Below are 24,621 nucleotides of genomic sequence, written 5' to 3'. Positions count from 1 at the left end.
GTAATGAGAATGAGTTTGATGAAATAAGCGATATCTAAAGTTTGGTCTTCTCTATGTATGAAATGAGGCGATCGCAACCTCTATGCAAAAGCGCGATCGCATTCATTAAATTGAATATTCTTGGAACCAGAAAGAACTTTCTCTAGCAATTTACGCTTTTTCGACATTTTTACACCCTATGTTCGCCAAACTAGAAGTGTGTAGACACAAAGCAGCTTGTCGTCAGATATCGCAACCTCTCACGCAAAAGTGTGATCGCACCCTTACCTACCTTGTCAACAACTTCCGCCGCAAATTATCCAACGCTGCATTCGCACTCACATAACGAATTAAAGCTCGACCTCGAACTGCACCAAACTGATACTCAAAACTTGCTACTTCATCCTTTGGGCCAGCTAAACCAACGTAAACTAAGCCCACCGACTTAGTATCTGTCCCTCCAGTTGGGCCAGCAATTCCAGTGATACTCAATCCCCAAGTTGTTGCAAGGCGGGTTTTAACTCCAATTGCCATTTGCTCTGCAACGGTAGCACTTACCGCCCCAAATTTCTCTAAATCTTCCTGGTTAACTCCCAGCAATCCAACCTTCACCGAATTGTCATAAGAAATTACTCCACCCCAAAAGTAATCAGAACTCCCAGAAATATCGGTCAACATTTGCCCCAGTCCGCCACCAGTGCAAGATTCTGCTACTGAAAGCGTTTCTTTTGATGCACGCAACAACTGACCGACAACGGAAGCAAGGGTATTATCATTAACACCGTAAAAATCCAGTCCGGCGATTTCTTGAATTTGCTTCTCAATGGGCGCAATTAAGGCTTCTGCTGCTGCTTCTGAAGTTGCTTTAGCAGAAACTCGCAATCTTACTTCCCCCTTACCTGCATAAGGCGCTACTGTGGGATTCGGCAAGTTCAAATAGGAAGCAACCTTTTCCGCTAAAACAGATTCACCAATACCCCAAAACTTTAAACTCCGGCTGTAAATAATTTCTTTACCCCAACCTTGATTTTTGAGAAATGGTACAGCTGTTTCTTCCCACATCGGATGCATTTCACTAGGAACACCGGGAAAGGTAAAAATCGTAATTTCAGGACGGGGTTGCCAAATGATACCGGGTGCTGTTCCAGTGGGATTGGGTAGAATTTCTGCACCTTGGGGAATCAAAGCCTGCTTGCGGTTACTTGGTGACATAACCCGACCACGTTGGGCGAATTTCTGGTTTATGTCTTCGATAATGTCAGAACGTTCTACCAAGGGGACTTTAAAAAAATCAGCGATGGTTTCGCAGGTAAGGTCATCTGGTGTTGGGCCGAGTCCACCAGTGAAAATGAGAATTTGCGCTCTGGAAATAGCAATTTCTATAACTTGTTTCAACCGTTCTGGATTATCCCCAACCACTGTTTGATAGTAGTGGGGGATACCTAGCTGCGCTAATTGTTGCGCTAAAAATTGAGCATTGCCATTGAGAATATCTCCTAGCAACAGTTCAGTACCAACACAAATAATTTCTGCACTCATTAGATTCGGAAAAGAGATTAAGGAATGAGGAGTAGGGAGTGGGGAGTGGGGAGAGAGCAGGGGAAGAAAACTATTGACCAATGCCCAATGCCCCATGCCCCATGCCCCATGCCCAATTATGCTAGAGCTGGTACAGGAATTTCCAGGTGAGGATATAAGGGGAAGCGATCGCACAATGCTGCTACCCGTTGCCGACAATCTTGAGTTACTACGTCAGAATCTGGAGAAAGTAAGCGATCGCTAATAATATTTGCAATCTCGGTAAATTCTGCTACTCCTAAGCCTCGTGTGGTCATTGCTGGTGAACCTAATCTCAGACCACTGGTAACAAATGGCGATTGCGGATCAAAGGGAATAGTATTCTTGTTAGCAGTAATATTCACAGTACTGACTAGCTGATCTGCCTGCTTACCAGTTAGACTTACAGAGCGTAAATCTACCAATATTAAATGATTGTCAGTGCCATTAGACACTAACTTTAAACCCCGGTTTTGCAGTTGTTCGGCCAAAGCACGAGCATTTTCAATCACTTGGGCAGAATAGGTTTTAAACTCAGGCTTGAGGGCTTCTCCAAAAGCTACTGCCTTACCAGCAATGACGTGTTCCAATGGCCCGCCTTGGCTGCCAGGAAAAACAGATTTATCTAGCTTTTTACCTAGTTCTGCGTCGCTGGTCAAGATTAAACCACCTCTAGGGCCGCGTAGAGTTTTATGGGTAGTTGTTGTTACTACATGACAGTGAGGAATGGGATCGGGATGAAGACCACTAGCAACTAAACCAGCGATATGAGCAATATCGGCAAGCAAGTAAGCGCCAATTTCATCAGCAATACTACGGAATTTTTCAAAATCAATTATACGGGGATAAGCCGAATAACCACAAATCAGCAGCTTAGGACGCTCCCTCAGCGCCAGCTCCCGAATTTGGTCATAGTCAAGTTGTTCTGTTTGTTGACTTACACCGTAGTGGCTAACTTGGAACCATTTACCTGAGAAATTTACAGGGGAACCGTGGGTAAGATGTCCCCCATGAGACAAATCCATCCCCATAATTTTGTCCCCTGGTTCGAGTAGCGACAGGAACACGGCAAAATTGGCTTGTGCGCCAGAATGGGGTTGCACATTTGCATGAGCCGCACCAAATATCTGTTTAGCACGATTGATCGCTAGTTGCTCGATTTTGTCGATAAACTCACAACCGCCATAGTAGCGTTTACCAGGTAATCCCTCGGCATATTTATTTGTCAGTACCGAACCTTGAGCCGCCAGTACGGCGGCGGAAGTAAAGTTTTCGCTAGCAATCAACTCCAAGTGGTCTCGTTGACGCTGTAGTTCATCGTTGATTAACTCCGCGATCGCCGGATCACTGGAGGAAAGAAAGTCTGAATTAGTCCTAGTCACTTCAATTATCCTTATGGAAATTTGTACAACGGCTGATTTTGGTTGGACACAGTACCTAAATAACAGTCAAGAGCAATGGTTTTGACTGCTGTACAGAGGCGATTAATCGTCTCCGTACTCTGGAGGTTTATTTGTGCCAACTTATTTATTATTAGACCCAAGCTCGATTAGTGCATTAATTATCATAACGTTGCTTTTTGAAATCCTCACCTTGCTGCATGTTATGAGGTCGTTCGACAGTATTCTTTATGAACCTGTGTTAAATAAGATCAAGATCGCTGCTCTGTAGAAAAAAGAGCAGCAGAAAAGCGATCGCAGCAGGGGTAAACTGTGGAGGAAATTCAGAGTCAGGAGTTTGGAACTATATTTGTGAACAATAAGATCCCCGACAACTTTTACGAAGTCGGGGATCTTGCGGGTTGCAATTCTCACAAATGAAAAAATCAAATAGGATTCATATAGCGATTTTGATAGTAAGCCAAAATCTGGTTAACTCGTTGCCGACTTTCTGAACCAGAGTTTGCTGTCCACGAGAAGCTCAAGCCACTAATTTGACTTTGATTGTAATCAAACTCTTGGGATGACTGGGGAATTAAATCCACTTCCACCCCTTCGACTTGACGTAAATGCGCTGCTATTTCTCTATAGACAGCTAAAGGCAAACCAGCGAATTCAATTTTTTCCTTAGTCTCCATCTTTATGAAGCTCCCACATTAAAAGAATTTTGGGGCGGTGTTGTCACTGAAATAGGATTGCCGGTAGGAGATGCAGCTGACGGCGTTGACTTGACAGCCCCTTCCCCTACCATTTTGGCAACTTCAATACCATATTGTTCAAAAATTACGATGGGGTTGTAGCCCTGATTCATTTCAATACGTTTAATCAGTACACCATTTGCCAATCGCTGTCCCGCCTGTACATAGCGACTCGTCGGCTCATCTGGTACTTTGATAATTGCCTGTGGTTCCTTACTAATTAGAACTACACCAGTCACAACTACTGCCTTTGCTAAATCAGGTTGTGCTGGCGGTGGCAATACAGAAACTAAAGTGGGGTTGGGGACAACTTGAGGCAAAACCCTAGGCAAGACTGAAGTCAAAGTAGGATTGACTTTTTTTGGTACATAAGAAACGTTACTTTTCTTGGGATTTAAAGCTATGGTGCGCCTTGGAAGCTTTCGTTCTGCTAGTGATGCAGTAGGTAGCTTAGGCAACACGGGAACTGGTCTTCCAGATATTTTAGACATTCCGGGAACCGTCTGCCCGAAAAGTTGTGCAAACGGGTCACTTCGATCTTTTGATAACATAAGTTCCCGTGCCCGCTCTGTAGCATTTGTGGATTGAATCAAGTTAACAGATGCAGGATTAACTTGTGAAACCTGTTTGGCAGGTATAACTGGATTCTTAAAGGATTGAGCCACTGGTGGCGACTTTTTTGCTATTTTGGGAATTGGCACAGGATTGATGGCTTGTTGTGTATCTTCAGAAGCACATCCAGCGATCGCCAAAGTTAGAATAGCTGCAATTGTAATTTTTGAAGTTCTGCCCATGAGCCTTTCTCAAAAGCCATTGGAAAATTGAAAAATGAAAATCAACATGCCTGAAATTTGTATCAAAGGCAAAGTATGTTCCCTTTATAACCTAATTTTTTACATTGCAAGGGTTATTTTTAGCACTGCCTACCTAGCATAACTGCGGCTTGGTGTTTGTAGTCAATCTTCTGCCACACCCATAAGCTGTTTCATCAAATCCAGTCCTTTCTTGACTCTACGGGAAACCGTTACTACACTGATGCCCAGATGTTCTGCAACTTGTTTTTGTGTCAAATCTTGCAAAAACACACATTCCAACACATCGCGGGTGCGTTTTTCTAGCTGAACTAATGCTTGTTGTAGGCGAAGTTGATCTTCTTGTGCCAGTTGAAAGCTGCGATAGTGAGGATCTGGAACCAATTCTCCCAAGCAGGTAGCACCTTCTTCTCCATCTTGAATTGGCACATCGAGACTCAAGGGAGCGCGATTGATCCATGCTAATTTAATTTCTTGCCATTCGTTTGGAGAAATTTCCAGTGCTGCTGCTAATTCCGAGTCAGTTGGTTGACGATTGTGTTTTGCACGCCAAGAACGTGATACTCCTATAGCTTGCTGTTGGAGCGCTAACCATCTCCGAGGAATTCGTACGGTGACACCTTTATCTCGGAGATAGTGTTGAATTTCACCGCGAATATAGGGAAGAGCATAGGAACTGAAGGCATGTCCCTTAGAAAGTTCAAATCTTTCAATAGCCCTGATTAAACCCAAACATCCAACCTGGAGCAAATCATCGTAGGTTTCATGACATTGATTTGTCCAGTAGTGAGCTTCTTTTCTCACAAGTCCAAAATTGAGTTTTACCAGTTGATTGCGGATATTTTCTGACGGAGATTGCTGATATTCTCGCAACAACTGCCAAATTTCGTGCTTTAGTTCATTGGTGACTGTGGTAGGCATAGCACCGGGCTTATTGAGCAAATAAAGAATCAAATATTCGCTTTTAAATTAAGCTGCGATCGCACGATATTAAAGACAATATCGCGTTATATTTCCTAGCAAATACTATGGTATATAACAAAGTTTTTCTAGAAAAATTCCATAGGTTGCTTGAGAATTGAGCAAAATTAAAATGGGCGAAATCGGTATTTAGTTTGTTATTTATCTTTGGTATTATCTGTAGATTTTTTAGAACTACATAGGAATAAAATATAAAATTAATTACTAAATATCAAACCGAGATTGTACTTAATTTGGATTAATTAATGGTGAAGTTAATTTATAGAAACAAAACAACAGTAATCGGGTTTTTGTTAGATAAGCAAAAGTGGCATTTACAGTAAAATTACCTGTTTATTCGACTGAAATTTATCCAATAATTAAAAATTACTAATAATATTTCAACAAATCTATGTATATTTACGCAAGCTAATAAAAAAAAGGGCATATTACCCTTTTTTGTACTTAAGTCTATAGTGTTTTAATGAAAGGGAAAAGGTTAAAGGGATGAATCAAGTCAGTAAGACTGAGTTACCCCATAGGTAAATCTAGGAGATTGAAGTGGGGAGATTAGTCGGTCTAATTTTACTTGTGACTCAGCATTGTTTCGGTCACCCACAAGTCCGAGGTATTAAACTTTTCCCAATTGCAAGGGTTATTTCGCCCACAATTTTGCTCGGCTTTAACTTTTCCCCATCTTTGTAAAAAACTTATCTACCCTCCTGAAAAAAGAGGGTAAATAAGTTAACTTTTGCGATCAAGTCTGATACTTACAGAATTGTCGTTCTGAGTATCAGTCAGTTGCGTTATTTCAGAGGATTTAGCCACGAGTCGGTTCAACCCGCCCATAAAATAAACCGCGAATCTTAACTTCTTTAGGTTCGCCAGCACCTAAATCTGTATCAGATGGCTGTTCGCTCTCGAAAGTACCAGCAATTTCACCACTAGAACTGTCTATTTTAGCGATTTGCAGAGAAATCTTGCCATTGAGATTTTCAGCACGCTTGACGTTAGTGCGGGTAAGTTCTTCATCATCTGCTTGGGCGGGGAGAGCTACGGCATTATCGTAGCCACTGACGACACCACGACCTTTGGGATCTAGGAAGGCAGCACCACGATAGGAAGGAACTTTGAAGGTGCCTTCAAAGTCCGTAGAGGTGTTAATACTGGTCAAGCTGGGTTGGGTTTGAGCAACCAAGTTTTTAATGGTGAAGAGGAAAGGTACTCGCTCACCACCAGGAAGTTGCACAGTGATGGCTTGGAAGTCAAGACCATCAGTTTCCGCAAAGGTCAGGCTATTATCTGAGTTGATTTTTAGATTACCTTGCACCTGGTCAATAGTGGAAGTGTATCTGGTCAACAATTTGCCAGCAACAAATTCTGCTTCTTGGCGTTTATTAGCAGGTTCTTCTTTGATGAAGAAGCTAGTTGGTTCCAAGCAAAGTTCTTTGATGGCATAAGACTGGCTAGAATCAATGGGAATAGAACCACGACTTGTTTCTGCTAGTTGGGGGCATTTGTTAGCCAAGCCAGTGCCGCGAATTTGATCGTATGTGAGTACATCTCTACCACTACTACTAGCAGGAGCATCACTACAAGCAGTTATTAGCCCTAGGCACAAAGCCAAGAATGCAACAATTAAAGCGCGATACCTCATGGTCAACCTCAATCTCAAAAATTAATATCTAAGTTGTAAAACTGCATCGAAGCTTTGATCTCTGATGAGAAGCCGCTACTCTGCGAAAAGCTACCTTTGGTCGGACACAGCTTTGCTCTGATTAAGAGAGTTGAAGCAAGTGTTCGGGCGTCTAGGTTGTCAGCCGCTGCTCAAACTTTTCTCTGCTAAACGTAGTTAAACGTGTCGCTCTCTTGAGCTTGGGGTGTAAACCCCAGACTAAGTAGCACACTGCATCCATTTTGGATGTGTGTTACTAGGGGAGCAAAAAACCAGCAGTTTTACTGTTGGTGGCATTTGTTCGAGTTGGGCGGGTGGATGAGTAAGCCCCACACAGAGCAGCATAAATGCTTGCCTCGAAGAGCGCGAAGAAGGGTGTTTGCTTCGCACTTTGCTCTTGCCTATGGCAAAAGCGGCGTCGCCCAAGTCTTTTTGTATCATGTATGTGACGCCACTACATACAGCCCATTGTTTGATGGGTAAATCAGCCAGATCATACGATTTTTTTTAACTCAAAATCAAAGTACTCAAAATCCAAGAAAGTCTCACCTTGATCGCATCTAGCTGCTGTGGAGGCTACGCTAAAGGTTACTACGCTCTTTTAGGAACGATCGCAATTGCTTTTGATAAAGATACAAATCTAGTTATATTCACCCCTGAGTAGGGCAAGTGAGGGGACAAGGGGACAAGGAGAGTTCAGAAATAAAACTATCTAAAAGCTTATAGAAGCTATATCTAATTTTCTGCTTGGCTAGAGTGACAGCTAATGAATCTAGGCTGGCAAACTAGGGAAAATTAAAAATCTCCGGTAAATTTGAGTTGGCCTCATTTATACGGAAAGGGTGGCATGAACAATAACAAAAATATTGAATCGGAGAAGTTGTCTTGTAAAGTGCAAGCGATCGCAACTGTGGTGTATGATGCAGTTCAGGATTGTCAAGGCGATACTGTAGCTCTTTTGGCAATGCTTAGGCAATTGGAGCAGTTACACCGAGAGATCCGGGATGGAGTTTTTCAAGAGAGTTTGCCTGTTAACCGTCGCCAACTCTACTCACTGCTGAAAGATATTGAGTCTGAGGGAGGTTGGCCTTACATTGAGCGGATGAGACTACAAGCATTTTTGGCGAATTTGCCCCAAGAGGCTCCCGAAGAGAATAGCCACGAAGTTTTGGAGAGCGATCGCTCATGCGGCTGATTTAGTTGGAAATAAGTTTCTGGCTCGGAATTAACAACTCTCATCGCCTCATCAACCGCTAAACCAAGAGCGGTTGCTCATTGAGGCTGCAACGTAATTCGTAATGACGCTCGATGACTCGCTAACGCTACGCTAACATAATTCGTAATTAAAAAGAGTTTGTACGGGTTATGCCATCACAAAGAAGGCGATCGCGTTTCTCAAGATTGCGGTTGTGCTTGAGGTAATTACTCACCCAGTTGCAACCACGAACAAGCAGATCATCAAGATGTAAATTCCACAAAATTATCGTGTTGTCATCACTAGCTGATGCTAGTGTTTGACCATCTGGGCTAAAACTGACACTTAATACTGGAGCCCGATGCCCATTAAGACTTTTAATTAATTTGCCATCACGGCTCCAAAGTTTCACTGTACTGTCCCAACTGGCGGCGGCGAGCAATTTGCCATTGGGGCTGAAAGTCACGGCATTGACGCTATCGCTGTACCCCTTTAATAAGGTTTTTAACAACGTGCCATCCCGTCGCCATAGTTTCACAGTATTATCCCAGCTAGCAGAAGCCAGCAATTGATCAGTGGGACTAAAGCTGACACCTAACACCCAGCTGTCATGGGGCGAGAAAGTTTTGAGCAAAGTACCATCCCGGCGCCACAGTTTCACAGTTTGGTCATCACTAGCAGAGGCTAAAACCTGACTATCAGGGCTGAAATTGACACTATTTACCCAACCATGATGTCCCACTAAGGTTTTGAGCAACTTGCCTTCACGGTTCCAAAGTTTTACTGTCTTATCTTTGCTAGCTGATGCCAAAAACTGACCATCAGGGCTAAAATTCACGCTCATCACACTATCAGTATGCCCGTAGAGAGTCATGATTAAAGTACCGTCAAGCCGCCAAAGTTTCACTGTTTTGTCATAACTCGCTGAAGCCAGCATTTTACCTTTTGGGTCAAAACTAACACTAGGAACTTTATTTGTGTGCCCTACCAAAGTTTTGTAAAGTCGGGTTTTGACCTCGCCACTACTGGTGTATCGTTGCCAAAGTTTGACAGTGCGATCGCTACTACCAGAAGCTAGCATCTGACCGTCGGGACTCCAAGTAACGCTCAAAACTCGATCCTGATGCCCTTGAAGAATAGACAGTGTTGGAGCATCTAAACTCCATAGTTTCACGCTTTTGTCGAAACTTCCTGAAGCCAGCAATTTGTTATTTGGACTGAAAGCGATGCTAACAACAGCATCGCTGTGTCCTTTGAAGGTTTTGAGTAAGCTACCAGTGGTACTCCAGAGGTTTATGGTATTGTCTTCACCTGCGGAAGCTAACTTTTTACTATTGGCACTAAAGCTCAAACTCCACACTGTACTGCTATGCTGCCGTAAAGTTTTGTAAGGACGAAATTCAAAACCGTCTTTAGTGCGGTTACTTTCCCTGAGCCAAAGTTTCACTGTTTTATCTCGACCTGTTGATGCCAAAAATTTACCATCAGGGCTGAAAACAGCTACAATCACACCCTGCTGATGTCCCTGCAAAGTTGTAACGAGGCTACCATCCCGTCGCCAGATTTTCACTGTTTTGTCGTCGCTGGCCGAGGCAATGAACTGACCATTGGGACTGAAGTTTACCCAGTTAACCCAGCCCTGATGTCCCCTCAGTATTTTTACTAAGCTACCGTCTTTGCGCCAAAGTTTTACAGTTTTATCCTTACTACCAGTAGCTAATAACTCGCCATCAGGACTGAAATTAACGCTATAAACCCAATCTCCGTGTCCTTTCAGGGTTTTATATGGCTTAGGGTCAAATTTACTTGTAACCGGGTTTTTGTGCCAGATTTGCACTGTTTTGTCGAGGCTGGCGGAGGCTAGGGTTTGACCATCAGGGCTAAAACTTACACAGGTGATAGCATCAGTGTGACCTTTGAGGGTTTGGAGTAAGGTTCCGTCAGGACGCCAAAGTTTCACCGTTTGATCTCGGCTACCTGATGCTAGCAACTGACCATCTGGGCTGAAAGTTACTCCCCAGACAATATCAGTGTGCCCTTCTAGGCGGTTAACCTCCGTTACCCCATAAACTGCCTGTTGCAGGGCTGTCACCACCCGCATTCGGGTATCTGCCTGCACTCCATCAGCCTGTTTAAGTCCTCTCCAAGCCCGCAAACTTTCTAACAGGGCATCAAATTCTTTATTAGAGGCGAACAGAGCTTCGCTAGCAGCAGTGATCGCACTAATTTTTAAGTTGGTTTCACTGCGTTCAGCGCGTAGAGTTTGGCGGACTGCTGCTCTTTTCTGTAAGTCAGCTTGCCACCATAATGCTGCTATTGTTCCCCCCATGATTGCCAGGATTGCACCTGCTATCCGTGCTTCCCGCAGTCTTCGTTGCAACACTAAATTTAAGTGCTTTTGACTAAGCTTTTGGGCTACTTCAGCTCTAGTTTTTTCAAGTTTGATTTTTTCTAATTCGGCGAGCATACCATAGTTGTTCTTTTGGCGAATTGGTTCAACTAAATAATCGTGAACTAACTGGTAGCGATCGCCTAACTCTTCTCTAACTCGCAATACTAACCCTGAACCCACCAATATCTCTAAAATCAGTTCCCCAACTTTGTCAAAGCTTGATATTGTATCAATATCATGATTATTAACTAATGCTACCGCTAAATCAGCTTTAGTTTTTAACGGTCGCGTCCCCTTTTCATCAGTTAACTCAAATAATAATTTCCAACTTAACTCTTCGTTCTCCTGACCGCAGTCTTTGATAACTTCTCCAAGCCAGCGTTCTACCAATTTTGCTGAGCCACCGCAAAGCTTATATTCTGCCAATGTGGTGATATTTTCTATTTGTAGTTGAGCACCGACTATTTGTAATTCAATTGGATGTACTTCGTCTAGTTCTCCTGTCAAATCCTTCACTAATCGGTTAATTAAGTCCTCACTCAGTTCATAATGGGAACGTTGAGTAAGACTGTGAATTATAGCTTTGGCATCTTGGCTAGAGAATTTTCCTAAATAGTAGCGAATGTCCTTATCAAGAATATTTTTATTGATTACGCCTAGATCATATAATCCAGTACTATTTTTTTGGCTCAAACGTTCAAATTCTAACAAGTGATGTAAATAATCTTCTCGTAATGAAAGAATAACTTTTACAAATGAAATATTTAAAGATTCACTCAAGAATTTATAAAATTCTATTCTTTGTGTGGGAGGATTATTAACAAAGAAAAATTCTTCAAACTGGTCTAATATAATAACTATTGTATAATTGCGTTCAGATACTAACCGAATTTTTTCTAGTAGTATAGTGGGTGTAGAGTCAAGATTAACCGATATTCCTGTGTATGTAAGTGCTTGGTTTATACTGCCGATCAAGATTGTCATCCAATCAGTATAAACAGACAAAACAATAGGTATAGGAATGCGTTCACCGATAACTTTTCCCTTTAGTGCTGGGACTAAACCAGCTTTGAGAATAGAACTTTTACCTACACCCGATGGCCCATAAATTACTGTGAGTTTGTAGTCAGCGCGAGTAATTCTTTCAATTAAACGATTGACATCTTGTTGCCGTCCAGAAGCAGATATTTCTTGGGCAATTTCTTCAGGAATAAATGGTACTTTGTGAGGTTGCAGTACTGGGTTAATTCTGGGGCGTTGTGGCTGCAATTGACTTGCCCCGATGAAGGCACGAAAGCCATACTGATGTTCTATTTGAATTTTTTCTTGCTTCAGCTTAAAAGCTTCTGTATAGTCATGACGCTCAAAAAAGTAAAGCGATCGCAGTTCCTCTAAAATCTCTAAGTAAAGTGATGGCTGATGTTGTAGCTCACAAACTACCCTTGCCCATTCCAGGTTATTGATAGCCTCCTCCGACTCACCCAGATGCCTTTGTGTACGTGCTAGCAAGAGAAGATACCAACTTTCTTGGCGGCGGGTTCGCAAAGCATCTCGCAGATAAATTTCTGTTGCTTCTTCGGAGATAGAAAGTGCTGTATTCGCTAATTCATGAGCAAGTATCCAATTCGACTCAGAAGCCGCCACATTTGCCAAAAAGCCATAATTTTGAGCAATTTGTGCGGGAGTTCCATAAGCTTTATGCAGATTTAATGACTTTTGAGCTAATTCTTTTAAGTCATCCCAGGCTTGTAGGCGTTGCAGCATTTCACAAGCAGGCAAAATAAATTTAGCAACTAAGTCTTCTCTTTGTACCTCCTCCAATAGCTCCAAGCATTGTTTGAACCACAACAGAGCATGTTCGCAATAGCTACTAGTATTCTGGTATAAGTCTGCCATTCGGTGGTAGCACAGCCCCAGGTGGAATAGTACTATTGCTTGCTTAAGTGAAGACGAGGGAGGGGTAGGGTGAGGACATGAGAGGGGAAAAGAAGAATTACTCTCCCACTGCGCTACTCTTCTTGCTTCCTGCTGCCATAATGCTAGGCTTCTTTGATAATTGGCTAAAGCACCATTAATTTGATCGTTAGCGTATTTATCTCGCCCCAACACAAATTCTAAACTAGCTTCTAATCCTGGTGTTAATTGAACGCCGTATAGGCGCAGCAAATCATTACGGGCTGATTCTATTTCGTGGCGGTGTTGTGACTTAGGATCTAAATCCAGCAAGGCATTAGATAAAAATGTTTCAGCACCTGCTTCTAAAACTTTGACAAATAGAGATTCTGCCTCTTGATGGATCAAAGCAATTAAATCTGCTTTGGCCATTTCAAATTTAATAGTGGTTGCAGCCCAGCTTTTGAAATCAGGCGCTAATCTTGAAAGCAATGATGCCACTTCATCTTGTAGCCACAACACCACTGGAAATGGAAAAGTTGCGGCATAGATATCTCGTGCTTGGTTGATGCCTGTAAGTAAGTTTTCCAGGTCGATAATTGACTCAATACCAAAAACCATCACAGCAGATGGTAAAGAGTCTGTAACGACGGCAGGATTATCGAGAAATAGTTCTGAGACTATTGTGCTGTGCAAGGAAGTCGTTGATGGATTGAGAATGATTTCTCTGATATTTATATCTTTGGTAAGCGAGCGAATATTCTCTAACATTTGCTCACGTAATTGCTCATAGTTACATCTAACTAAAATTAGGGCAAATTGACCTTCGGAAAGCGCCATCGCTCTAATCAGTCTTTGCAAAGTATGCTGATTTTCTTTGGTGTAGACGCGTAGCGGCTTGTCATTAGTCATTGGTTATTGGGCATTGAGGATGGGGCATGGGGCATTGGTGATTAGTCATTAGTTATTAGTCCAATGACAAATGACAAAGGACAATTGACTAATGACAATTGACTTACCCAGCACTATTACTTGTTTTGTTGCCAAGCCAAAACTTTTTCTGTTTCTGCCAAGGCTGGACTGATGCCAAACCAGCGCCCTAGAGGATCGCGATATTCAAACAGATACATACTTCTTAGTAAGCTCTGATAGTCAGACTCACCTTTAACTCTCTGCTGCTGGACTACTTCAAACAATAATTCCCACTGAGATTCATCAATAGCTAATAGCAGATCGTCGCGGTAGTCCTTAATCACGGCTTCTAAACAGTCCCTAGAAAAAGGTGGATCTTGTCGTTGCAGACAGCTATAAAGTAAACCCAATAAGTTACGAATGTGACCACCACTAACGCGACATAAACGATCCAAAGTTTGGGAGTGATCGAATAATTCTGTAATTAATAAAAGCCTGCTATTCAAAGGAACTTCTGGAAAAGCTCTTGCTAGAACTAACTGGCGCACTAGTGACATCCCTGGTTCGTAGTCACTGCCATCTCTTTGGCGCACTAATACCATCGGTAGTACTTTTGGCGCAATCCCTCCCCCCAGACGATTTTTCAGTGTCTCGTACTCATTGGAGAAAATTAAGGTTAGGGGAATTGTGTAAACTAGGTGGCATTTGAGTCGGCGTAACTGTTCGCCTCGGTCGATGAAGAGATATTCTGGTTGCGATCGCCCCGATGCTAAGGGACGCATATCCACTCGATCTAAGTTATCTACAATCACTACCAGTCCTTTTTGACCCCGTAGCTTTAGCTGTTCAACAGCCTTTTCTAAAATTTCTTCGTTAATTGCCTGCAAAATACTATTGGTACGTGGTTCCAGATATTGCCTCAGTTGATTCCGCATCTGGGTGCTATCTTTGGTTTTCGCAGTAATTTTGGCAATACCCAAGGACAACTCTGCTTGTCCAGAAAGCTCTATGGGGGTTTGCAAAAAATCGCCTACTTCTTTAAACAAATTGGTAAAGTAACCAGGTTTCAGTTTGATGCTAATCCCTTCTAAACTGGCACTGACTTGACGGGCTACACTCAGCAAAATATCGCTGATATCAATATCCGCCATGTCTAAGTCTTGACTGGACTCAAAATAAACCACATGAAATCCCGCCAATTCTAGTTCTGTCTTGAGGCGCTGCAATTCCGTTGACTTACCGCAGCCAATGTGACCCGTAAATAACTGACAGGTTGGCTCATCAGGAGAAATCCGAACGATAGTCCGTTGCAATTCTTCGACAATCTTGCAACCACGGACATCAGCAAAATCTATGTAATACTGACGATCTAGCCCGTTACTTATATTTAGCGTGTAGCTTGGGTTACATGCTTTATAAAAACGTGACAAATTTAATGTCGTTTTCATGTATGTAGAGGTGTATGTAGACGTGTGTGTAGATGCAGTTAATTCGTATTTTTTATACAAGTAATCTCTACCCTGAATATAGACATACGATTAACTTGCAAGTTGGTAGTGTCTTGCAAGAGACAGTATTTGGTGCAGGATTACTGTCAGTAGTATGGTAGAGATTTAATTGACCCTAATAACCTTAAGCATATCTGTCCTTTTTACACCTGCTATTGAGGTTTTGACAATCTCTAGCTTTTATTTGACCTGCCACAAACCTTTCAGGTTGAGTGGATCAGTAAAAAAAGCTACTAGATTGCATAGTTCTCAGTTTGTATAACTGATGAGGAGGACTGGTATGAATTATAGCAAGGTACATAGAGATTCAGGAATATTTTTCTATCATTTCACATTCTATTTGTCAAGAAAACAAAATCCGAAACATCTAAACTAATCTTTTGTAATCTTTAAAAGAAAAATCTTCAAAAATAACTTGTCAAAAAGACTACAGTCAGTTAAAAATGGACACCGGAAACTTTAATCGGAATAATGATTAGCGCCATAATCCTTGTGTAGTTACTGTAAAGTGTTACTAAAAATAAAAAAGTTTTGAGGAGAGCGACTAACAAATGCCAACAATGTTTACTGAAATTAATGATGATAAGAGCGCGTCAAGGAATTTAGATTGCAACCAGAAAGGGGTTTGAATGGCTGGCATAATATCAGTTTCCCGCACGGATCTAGCCCAGCGCCGTCAGAAATTACGTCGGCAGCGGCAGTTGAAAATTATTCAGGCTATTTGGCGAACCTTTGCCATTACTGGTTTGGCGGGTGGATTGCTGTGGGTAGCAGTCCAGCCAGTGTGGATGCTAAAAGCTCCCAAGCAAATAGTGATGAAATCAGGCAATAAATTACTGTCGGATGAAACAACTCAGTCACTGTTAGTGCTATCTTATCCCCAGTCTTTGTGGCGGATTGAACCGTCAGCGATCGCTAACTCTCTGAAGAAACAACCAACTATTGCCCAAGCGATCGTGAGACGCCGCCTGTTTCCTCCTGGATTAATCATCGAAATTCAAGAACGAGTCCCTGTAGCGGTGACTCAAACACGTGGCAACAAAAAAGTAATAATCGGCTTACTAGATGCAAGTGGGGCCTGGATGCCCTTAGAAAAATACACATCACTAAATCCCACTAGCAAATTACCCAATCTCAGAGTAATCGGCTCACCAAAACAATACTGTCTCTACTGGACTCAACTCCATGAAGCTGTCAGCCAAAGTTCCGTGAAAGTGATCGAAATTGATTGCCAAAATCCAACAAATTTAATTTTGAAAACAGAACTAGGAAATGTGCATCTCGGCGTTCCAGGCCCCCAGTTGTCTGAACAAATTAAGGTACTCGCCCAAATGCGACCTTTAGCAGCAAAATTTAATTCCGGTCAAATAGAGTATATTGATCTGAAAAATCCCGAAATTCCATTAGTACAAATGAACCAAGAAAACCAAAAATTAACTCCCAAAATCCCTAAAAACATCTAGCGTGTTTCATGTATTGATAGCTCCTATTAAATTAAGAAGCTTTATGCTGATAAATATATTTATTATTTTCAGTTTTTTGGCAAACCGCACGAAAATCGGCATTAACTTCTAATTAAAATGAGAAGATCAATCATAAAATCTCCATTGCGAGTAAAAGACCCTCAACTATGACCCTAACATCTAATAGTAGGGTGCAAGATGTCGGACAATCTAATAATGGTTAATAGCCTGCAAAACCCCGTTTGCCCATATATTCTTCGACTAAACCCAGTGCAGAAAAGAGAAAAATACTTGAGTTTTTCATTAAGATCGGACTTGCGAACAGAGCGCACTGATGAGAAAGTTCTAGGCCGCCACCCAAGTGCAGAGCTAAAAAACCTCTGGCTTTGTTCTGTTGAGGACACTTCCAAAGACAGTTTACCGAAGTTCAACCAGTAACAGAAAATGCCGCCCAAAATTGCGTAAGCATGGCTTCTGGGCAATAAGTTTGGACTACTCTGTGCTGTAATTCTTATTGGGTGACGAAACCTCTTAGGAAATCTTGATTTGTTGACTGCACTAGTGAGGGTTCTAGTAGGATAGACTATTGCTCCAACAAAGTGTCCATTAAGACCCCCCAAACAACAAATTAATCAGGTATAGTCTGACAAGTAAATTCTTGCTTACTTTAATCTTAAGCATAAGTAAGTATAAGCTAAACTTTGTGTCTAAAGTTGCAATCATCCCCAATGGTGAAACTTATTAACAATATTATTATTGAGGCAGAGAAGAGGCGCTGTACTGTGTCTTTAGAAGTTATGCCGTGCGCTGAGAATAATGAAGAGATTAATGTCTGGTTGAAGTTATACAGGTCACTTTTAGATAAATATAGGTATACTTCTCTAGAATTGGCTGTGCGATCGGCTGCGTTAAAAGCTTATCCCATAGCAAATTTTCGCCCTACCAATTCTGTTAGGCTTGGCAGTAGTGAAAATAATAAAGAACAGTGCCATAGTATTGTGGCAGTGTCAAACTAAAGTTGACTCTTAGGTGAATAACACCTGAAAAAGTCGTTTATCTACCCTTTCACAAATCCAATGACACTTGATAATAACCAAGGACTTAACTATAAAAATTCCCAATCTACGGGACAGCCGGGGTTCTCTCTGGCAGTTAACTCGACTAATCCCTTTAATAACTCTGGGCTGAACTTCGGACAAAATCACGATAATAAGAAGATTTCTGCGGAAAATAGCCGAATTGGCGAGATTGTTCCTGGTAGGGTCGCCAACATCAAAGTGATTGGTGTCGGTGGTGGTGGTGGCAATGCTGTTAACCGCATGATCGAGTCTGATGTCTCTGGGGTAGAGTTTTGGTCAATTAACACTGATGCCCAAGCTCTTACCTTAGCTGGCGCTCCAAGTCGATTGCAAATTGGACAGAAGCTAACGCGGGGTTTAGGAGCAGGTGGTAATCCTGCCATTGGTCAAAAGGCAGCTGAGGAATCACGGGACGAAATTGCTACGGCTTTGGAGGGTGCAGACTTAGTATTTATCACTGCTGGTATGGGGGGTGGTACTGGCACGGGTGCAGCACCAATCGTGGCAGAAGTGGCCAAAGAAATGGGCGCTCTCACTGTTGGTGTAGTTACACGTCCATTTGTTTTTGAAGGACGCCGCCGCACTAGCCAGGCGGAAGAAGGTATTCAAGGACTAAAAAGTAGAGTAGATACACTAATCATTATTCCCAACAACAAACTGCTGGAAGTGATCCCCGAACAAACGCCTGTGCAAGAAGCTTTTCGCTATGCAGATGATGTGTTGCGTCAAGGGGTGCAAGGTATTTCCGATATCATCACGATCCCCGGTTTAGTAAATGTTGACTTTGCTGATGTCCGAGCTGTGATGGCAGATGCGGGATCGGCATTGATGGGAATTGGCGTTAGCTCTGGAAAATCTAGAGCTAGAGAAGCTGCGATCGCAGCTATTTCTTCACCGTTACTAGAATGTTCTATTGAAGGTGCTAGGGGGGTTGTCTTTAATATTACTGGTGGTACTGACCTCACTTTGCATGAAGTGAATGCAGCCGCAGAAGCAATCTATGAAGTAGTTGATCCCAACGCCAATATTATTTTTGGAGCCGTAATTGATGACAGACTCCAAGGTGAGGTAAGAATTACTGTAATTGCCACCGGGTTTACAGGTGAAGTGCAAGCTGTTGTACAACAAAGTGTAGCTAACGTTCGAGTAGCACCCAATACCTCGAAGCGACCAACAACTCAACAACCTACAGTTAATCCTCCAACCTCAACTCCAACTGCAACTCCAACTCCAACTCCAATTCCAGAACCAAAGGAAAAACCTGGATTAGATATACCTGATTTTCTCAGAAACCGACGTACACCAAGGAATTAAAAGATTTTGGATTTGAGATTTGAGATTAACTTAGCAGTCTCAGGTCAGGCTGAACACTGTATAAAATCTGCTAGTTCTACCAGGGTTTTACCAAGGGCAGGGGTAAGCAAGATGTTGCCATCCCCGATTTTGCTAATTGGTAAAATAAATTGTCAACGCTATATAGAATGAACTTGGGCAGGAGTCTGCTGGCTAGCATGTCCAGTTATGCTTTTGTCATAAAAAAACAGGAAGACCTGCCCAACTGCGTAGGCATAACCCGTCATAGACATCCCTACATCTACCCCTCGTGATCCATTAAAGTTACTATTCGGTACAAACAAGTATATTTACTTAAAGCAAGTTGGGTAGGGAACTCGCCCACACCAGTGTCCGAAGAAGTCTGTTTTTTGGGGAATAAGACACAAAACAAAAAATAATTTCCATTTATTTTTTGATTTTTAGTGTCTGTTCAATCCATTGAATAACCTGATGACCAAGGCGAGTACCATCTAATCGATCAATTTCACGAATTCCGGTAGGACTGGTGACATTAACTTCAGTCAGATAACCACCGATAACGTCAATACCCACAAAAATTAAGCCGTCTTGGCGTAAGCGTTCGGCTACTTGAGTACAGATTTCATCCTCTCTTGGGGTAATTTTGGTTTGAGCAACTGTGCCACCAGTTGCCATATTATTGCGAAAATCAGTTCCGCTAGAGAGGCGATTGAGCGCACCAATTGGTTCGCCATTGAGTAAGATAATGCGTTTATCTCCTTCTTTTGCCTCTGGTAAATAGGTTTGCACCATTACAGGCACTCGACCTTGGAGGGTACTCAGTTCGACAATGGAGTTAAAATTGCGATCGCCTGATTGCAAAAATAAAATTCCTTCCCCAGCTTTGTTACCCAGTGGTTTGAGAACTGCTGCCCCCTTTGCTTCTACAAATTGCCGAATAAATTGCTTATCAGCACTGACAATGGTTTCTGGAATCGCTTTGGTAAACTGGAGGGCATACATTTTCTCATTTGCCCCTCGAATGCCGCTAGGACTGTTAATCACCAGGGTTTTATTTTGGTCAATATAATCCAGAATGTAGGTGGCATAGAGGTAGGAATCATTGACAGGTGGATCTGTCCGCATAAATACGGCGTCCATTGTCTCTAAAGAAGTCAAGGAGGAATCATTCAACTTATACCAAGGATTCGCGGCTACCCAGCGTCCCTCCACCAACACTACTGGTACAACTTCAACTCGCTGTAGAACAGCCCAAGCTTTGCTCTCCACTACACTCAGCAGATTTGCCTGAGTCACCCAAACTTCGTGTCCCAGGATTTGGGCTGCTTCAATTAGGGCAACACTGGTATCATGACACGGGTCAAGCAAATGGATGGGATCAATGATAAAAGCCAGTTTCACCCTTTATACCTCAATCACCAAGAAATTAAATGGTTATTCAACTATTATCTCTTGATGCTCTCACCAATTGACGTATATGTGTACTGCTGAGTAGAACCTGGAGAGTAAAATCTTGTGGACATATTCGCTTTTGTGAGAAAAAAGCCCGTAAATAAGGCAGCGCGTTGCTCTTTCTTCCAAAGTTGTAGCGACTGCCGTGTGATTTGCAGCGGCTTGTCGCTAGCGATCGCAAAACCTTTTGAACCTACACGCTATTACTAGAAGTTAGTAGCTCATCCAGCTTGCCTTGACTGTCTAAAGCGTGGATATCATCACAACCACCAATATGATCATCATTGATAAAAATTTGCGGTAGAGAGCGCCGTCCATTTGCTCTTTGAGCCATTTTATTTCTGGCTGCCTCATCTCCATCAATACTGTATTCGATAAATTCAACTCCCTTGTTCTTCAGCAAACTTTTAGCACGGATGCAAAACGGGCAAGTCCTCCAAGTGTAAATTTCTACTTTTGCAGCCATAACATCCTCAAATTGATTTAATACTTCTTAATTTTAGAACTTTGCCACTGACTCTAGACAGCTTATTCTGGTTTGTTTTCATCCTCAGAAGCCGCTAACTAGATTTATATCAAAAAAAGTTAGCCAAGAGATAAAGTCTGGACTCTTGACTAAAATATTATTGTCTATACCAATTTTCTTAAAAAACTTGGTGGCTTTTATCTCATTGTGAAAATTGCTTATAAGGCGTAACTCAGTTTTCAGTTATTACTCAAGTTCTCTCTAAGCTGAGACTAAAGGCTTTTTCTTAGCAACCTTCAGCCCACCTACAGCAAATAAAGCAAGAGTAACTGTTGCACTAGGCTCAGGTACTTTTTTCGGTGGAGGTGGCGGAGCAATATAATAAGTACTAGGCTCATTTAAAGCAGTACCATACTGAAAACGAAGATTCTGAATCTTTGTTAAATCAAAGCCAATAGGTAGCCCTGAGAAAACGAATGTGGCAGAGTTCTTCACAAAAGTCCCCCCACTTACGGCTGGATTTGAACTATCGTAACCAGTAATAATACCGTAATTGAATTGCTGTCCACCCGAAAGACCGAAACCAGGTGATATACCAAAACCTGCTGTACCAATACCGTAGTGCTGAGTTACTGGGTTAGCTACGCCACTAGCACCACCAAGTCCAGTGCTAGCGGTAGTCTTAGCAAAACCCCATTCAACTTTATTTCCTGCAACTTTGGTAAGATCGACATTAGTTCCGGTAGTTACATTATTCGTGATTACGGTTGGAGCTTTGGCTGAAGACAACGTTAAGTTTGTTAAGGGAGATCCAGCATAATCCCAGAAGATTCCTGTTAGAACATCAGAAGGGGCTGATGCACCTGGACCTGTATTAGTAAGGGTCAGTGTCAACTTACCTGAAATTGAATTATCAAAGACAGCTGTCGCCGCAAGGGCTGTACTGTTTCCACCTGATACTGGGTTAGTACCTGTGGCTGAAAAACTCAGAGAGGCTGCATCCGCTCTAGGCATCTGCAAAACTGTCACTACAGCTAATGCTGATATACAGTAGGCTGCATAACCTACTATCTTCTTGGAATATAGTTGAGACACTTGATTGAAACTCCTTTGCTTTCTCTTAAAAACATTTAAAATGTCTCAAAAGAACTTTTTTATGAAAATCACTAATGTATAAAATGGCATAAAAAACTATTAATTGCCTACGTTATATCTTCAGATTAACTAAAACTTTAAATTGGGATAAGCAATATATTTTTCCATGAATTAATTGAATATTTTCAGCATTTACACTTAGGATTTAATTTAATCTTAAATTATGCAGAATCAGCTAGCTTAAGTAAGCTTCTATTTTTCGATAATTTTCTTTAATCAATCAATTTGTATGAAAGATTGGTAATTCACTTCAGGATAAAAGCTAATCGTTTTCCACACATACCACGAGATATTATGAAGATGAAATAAAGAAGGGAAAGCAATTTTGCCTTCCCCAAAGTTTTTAATTTAGAACACTAATATTAAAGTGCTGACACTGAATTCACAACTCAAGTTTTAACCACAGTCAACCGCATATTCAATTAGCTGGGCAAGACGCTGACGTAGGGTTTCTAATCCCAAGCGCTGACTCGCAGAAATAAACACCGCTAGGGGAAATTCTTCTCTAGCTAGAGCTAGTGTCTCACTATCGGCTTCATCAATCTTGTTAAAAATAACTAGCGCGGGGCCAGGAGTTATTGGCATTTGTGCTAAGATTTCTCTGACTGAGCGAATATGACGTAACCAAGCGGGATGAGACAAATCCACCAAATGTAGGAGGGCATCGGCTTCTGTGACTTCCTCCAAGGTGGCGCGGAAGGCATCCATTAACGATGCAGGCAGTTCGTGTATAAACCCTACCGTATCTGTAATCAGAATTTCCTGATGTTCATTTGTTTCGCCATAAGGAATCACTAAGCGGCGCGTGGTGGGATCGAGAGTGGCAAATAACTGGTCGGCTGTATAAACTTCTGCATTCGTGAGAGCATTCAGCAAAGTGGACTTACCAGCGTTGGTATATCCAACCAAAGCCACTGAAGGAACTTCCCGATGCTGCCGTCGCTGCCGTAACCGCGAACGATGGGCTTGCAATTGAGTTACTTCTTTTTGTAGTCGAGAAATTCGTTGCCCAATGGCACGGCGTTCAGTTTCCAGTTTGGTTTCACCAGGGCCACGAGTCCCAATACCACCACCTAATCGGGACATGGTGCGACCTCTACCAGCCAGTCGCGGCTGCATGTATTCTAACTGTGCTAGTTCTACTTGCAACTTACCGGCACGAGATTGAGCGCGTTGGGCAAAAATATCCAAAATTACTTCGGTGCGGTCAACCACCCGAATGCCAATTTGCATTTCTAAGTTGCGGACTTGGGAGGGTGAGAGGTCGCGGTCGAAGACAACCAGATTGACTCCTAGTGTTTGGGCAGTTAAGGCAATTTCTTGGACTTTACCTTCGCCAACTACGGTTTGGGGATGAATGCGCGATCGCTTTTGTTGTATTGTCTGTAATACATCTCCCCCAGCAGTATCAACTAAACGGGCCAATTCCAATAGGTTGTCCTGGAATTGTAGGGGAGTCATCTCACTGGTCATCACCCCCACAATCAGCACGCGATCGTGGTCAGCATCTACTTCCTGGGCGATAAATTCCCGCTGGAATTCCGCTTCCAGATTTTCTACCAAGTCTACTAAATCCTGGTCTGCCAGATCGTCCAAGTCTAGAGGTGGCGATATATTCCAACTTGGGGTTTGGATTTGGCTTTCCCCTACCTTGGGAACAGCAGGACTAGTAATCAGGGTGCGAGACTCTTGGGGTATCAGATGAGCTAGATAAGCTTCTTTGACATACCCAGTTGCACCGCCTCCCCGCCGTGTAAATCCCGTTCCGGTAATATTTAGGACAACTAAGGCATCTAGGCGTTGCAGTGCCATCGCCGTGAGCGCCGCTTCATTGGGCGGTTCTGGCTTGAGATGGGTGGCAATACAACGAATACCACTGAGTCGTTCTGCACCGTAACGGGGCAATTCCATCGGTGGTATTTGCGTTTGACGCGGTGTGCCTACCCCGACGCGAATCACTTGTCCGCGACGGTTGATGTAGGCGCACACAGGCTGATTGACTTCTGTGCTAATTGCTGCCAGACGCTGGGAAAAATCAGGCGTGGTGATGCGATCGCCTGGTATGCGCTGGTGGTACAACCGCTGTAGTTGCTTCAGCTGGCTGGACTTCAGACCTTGGAGATTTCCAAAAATAGTTTCTATAGGCGTTTTTGACCAGTTAAATGGCCCCCCGAATCCTTATATGTCTATTTTACAACAGGGTTTAGGCTCCTATCTCTCTCTTTTGAGGGATGCGTTAGTAATTAGTTCACGGTGGGTATTTATTTGAAGCGATTTTGGTGGTAGTGCTATGTACCCCGTCGAGCAATGGTTTCTATTCACACTGTCTCCGAATAAAGATAAATTTGTAGCGATCGCTTTTAATTTCAATTGCTTAAAATTGAGGCTTGATATACAAATCCCATACTTCTTTTAAATGCTTTGCATCTAATTCAGAAATTTGCCCTATTTTAGCCAGCAACAAAAACTGTTCTAGGCAATTTAATCGAGACAGACGCACGGTTGAAGCAACACGCAAGCCACTTGCAGCCCAATCATTTAGAGGTACATCAGTTTGTGTGCGTGGTTTTGCAGATGTGACTACTGCTACTACAACATCATTTCCATCTATCCACAATATAGAACCCATTTGACATCTAAGAAGGTGCAGCAAGCCTCTTAACCATCAACCG

17 protein-coding genes are annotated in these 24,621 nt (G+C 42.5%); 4 read left to right on the top strand and 13 right to left on the bottom strand.

Annotation, left to right across the window (positions count from 1 at the left end; all coding sequences use genetic code 11):
• Positions 1-267: 267 nt before the first annotated feature.
• From HWQ44_RS25405 to HWQ44_RS25380, 6 genes are all read right to left on the bottom strand, one after another.
• Positions 268-1,518, bottom strand: coding sequence for a competence/damage-inducible protein A (locus HWQ44_RS25405; protein WP_292724503.1), 1,251 nt, complete (start codon positions 1,516-1,518; stop codon positions 268-270).
• Between the two features lie 116 nt (positions 1,519-1,634).
• Positions 1,635-2,918 carry a serine hydroxymethyltransferase gene (glyA, locus tag HWQ44_RS25400; protein WP_292724502.1) on the bottom strand — a complete coding sequence of 428 codons (1,284 nt, stop codon included), beginning with the start codon at positions 2,916-2,918 and terminating at the stop codon, positions 1,635-1,637.
• Positions 2,919-3,361: 443 nt separating this feature from the next.
• Positions 3,362-3,613, bottom strand: a complete 252-nt coding sequence (locus tag HWQ44_RS25395) for a hypothetical protein (protein ID WP_292724501.1) — start codon at positions 3,611-3,613, stop codon at positions 3,362-3,364.
• 2 nt (positions 3,614-3,615) lie between these two features.
• Positions 3,616-4,467, bottom strand: coding sequence for a hypothetical protein (locus tag HWQ44_RS25390; protein ID WP_292724499.1), 852 nt, complete (start codon positions 4,465-4,467; stop codon positions 3,616-3,618).
• Positions 4,468-4,629: 162 nt separating this feature from the next.
• Positions 4,630-5,406: an RNA polymerase sigma factor SigF gene (locus HWQ44_RS25385; RefSeq protein WP_292724498.1), complete on the bottom strand. Its 777-nt coding sequence runs from the start codon at positions 5,404-5,406 to the stop codon at positions 4,630-4,632.
• Positions 5,407-6,265: 859 nt separating this feature from the next.
• Complete coding sequence (locus HWQ44_RS25380; protein WP_292724496.1) at positions 6,266-7,102, bottom strand: photosystem II manganese-stabilizing polypeptide; 837 nt, start codon at positions 7,100-7,102, stop codon at positions 6,266-6,268.
• 865 nt (positions 7,103-7,967) lie between these two features.
• On the opposite strand from HWQ44_RS25380, the gene HWQ44_RS25375 reads away from it, so the two are divergent.
• Positions 7,968-8,315, top strand: coding sequence for a hypothetical protein (locus HWQ44_RS25375; protein ID WP_292724494.1), 348 nt, complete (start codon positions 7,968-7,970; stop codon positions 8,313-8,315).
• Between the two features lie 148 nt (positions 8,316-8,463).
• On the opposite strand, the gene HWQ44_RS25370 is transcribed toward HWQ44_RS25375, so the two are convergent.
• Positions 8,464-13,512, bottom strand: a complete 5,049-nt coding sequence (locus tag HWQ44_RS25370; RefSeq protein ID WP_292724492.1) for a hypothetical protein — start codon at positions 13,510-13,512, stop codon at positions 8,464-8,466.
• Between the two features lie 116 nt (positions 13,513-13,628).
• A complete protein-coding gene (locus HWQ44_RS25365) occupies positions 13,629-14,960 on the bottom strand; it encodes a P-loop NTPase fold protein (protein WP_292724491.1) in 1,332 nt (443 codons plus the stop codon).
• Between the two features lie 689 nt (positions 14,961-15,649).
• Between HWQ44_RS25365 and HWQ44_RS25360 the strand changes: the two genes are divergently transcribed.
• From HWQ44_RS25360 to ftsZ, 3 genes are all read left to right on the top strand, one after another.
• On the top strand, positions 15,650-16,483 hold the full coding sequence (locus HWQ44_RS25360; RefSeq protein WP_292724490.1) for an FtsQ-type POTRA domain-containing protein: 834 nt from the start codon (positions 15,650-15,652) through the stop codon (positions 16,481-16,483).
• Between the two features lie 728 nt (positions 16,484-17,211).
• Complete coding sequence (locus tag HWQ44_RS25355; protein ID WP_292724489.1) at positions 17,212-17,499, top strand: hypothetical protein; 288 nt, start codon at positions 17,212-17,214, stop codon at positions 17,497-17,499.
• A 60-nt stretch (positions 17,500-17,559) separates the two neighbouring features.
• Positions 17,560-18,876 (top strand): cell division protein FtsZ, encoded by a 1,317-nt coding sequence (gene ftsZ, locus HWQ44_RS25350; protein ID WP_292724488.1) that lies wholly within the window; start codon positions 17,560-17,562, stop codon positions 18,874-18,876.
• Positions 18,877-19,302: 426 nt separating this feature from the next.
• Here the strand turns inward: ftsZ and gshB are convergent, their stop codons facing one another.
• From gshB to HWQ44_RS25325, 5 genes are all read right to left on the bottom strand, one after another.
• Positions 19,303-20,277 (bottom strand): glutathione synthase, encoded by a 975-nt coding sequence (gene gshB, locus HWQ44_RS25345; protein WP_292724486.1) that lies wholly within the window; start codon positions 20,275-20,277, stop codon positions 19,303-19,305.
• 244 nt (positions 20,278-20,521) lie between these two features.
• Positions 20,522-20,794, bottom strand: coding sequence for a glutaredoxin 3 (gene grxC / locus HWQ44_RS25340; protein WP_190893995.1), 273 nt, complete (start codon positions 20,792-20,794; stop codon positions 20,522-20,524).
• Positions 20,795-21,055: 261 nt separating this feature from the next.
• Positions 21,056-21,889 carry an XDD4 family exosortase-dependent surface protein gene (locus HWQ44_RS25335; RefSeq protein WP_292724484.1) on the bottom strand — a complete coding sequence of 278 codons (834 nt, stop codon included), beginning with the start codon at positions 21,887-21,889 and terminating at the stop codon, positions 21,056-21,058.
• Positions 21,890-22,345: 456 nt separating this feature from the next.
• Positions 22,346-24,091: a GTPase HflX gene (gene hflX, locus HWQ44_RS25330; RefSeq protein ID WP_292724559.1), complete on the bottom strand. Its 1,746-nt coding sequence runs from the start codon at positions 24,089-24,091 to the stop codon at positions 22,346-22,348.
• 232 nt (positions 24,092-24,323) lie between these two features.
• Positions 24,324-24,578: a PemK-like protein gene (locus tag HWQ44_RS25325; RefSeq protein WP_292724482.1), complete on the bottom strand. Its 255-nt coding sequence runs from the start codon at positions 24,576-24,578 to the stop codon at positions 24,324-24,326.
• Positions 24,579-24,621 lie beyond the last annotated feature (43 nt).

Origin of the sequence: Nostoc sp. JL34 (assembly GCF_017114945.1) — a bacterium.
Lineage (GTDB): Bacteria > Cyanobacteriota > Cyanobacteriia > Cyanobacteriales > Nostocaceae > Nostoc.
This window is presented reverse-complemented; position numbering and strand designations above follow the sequence as displayed.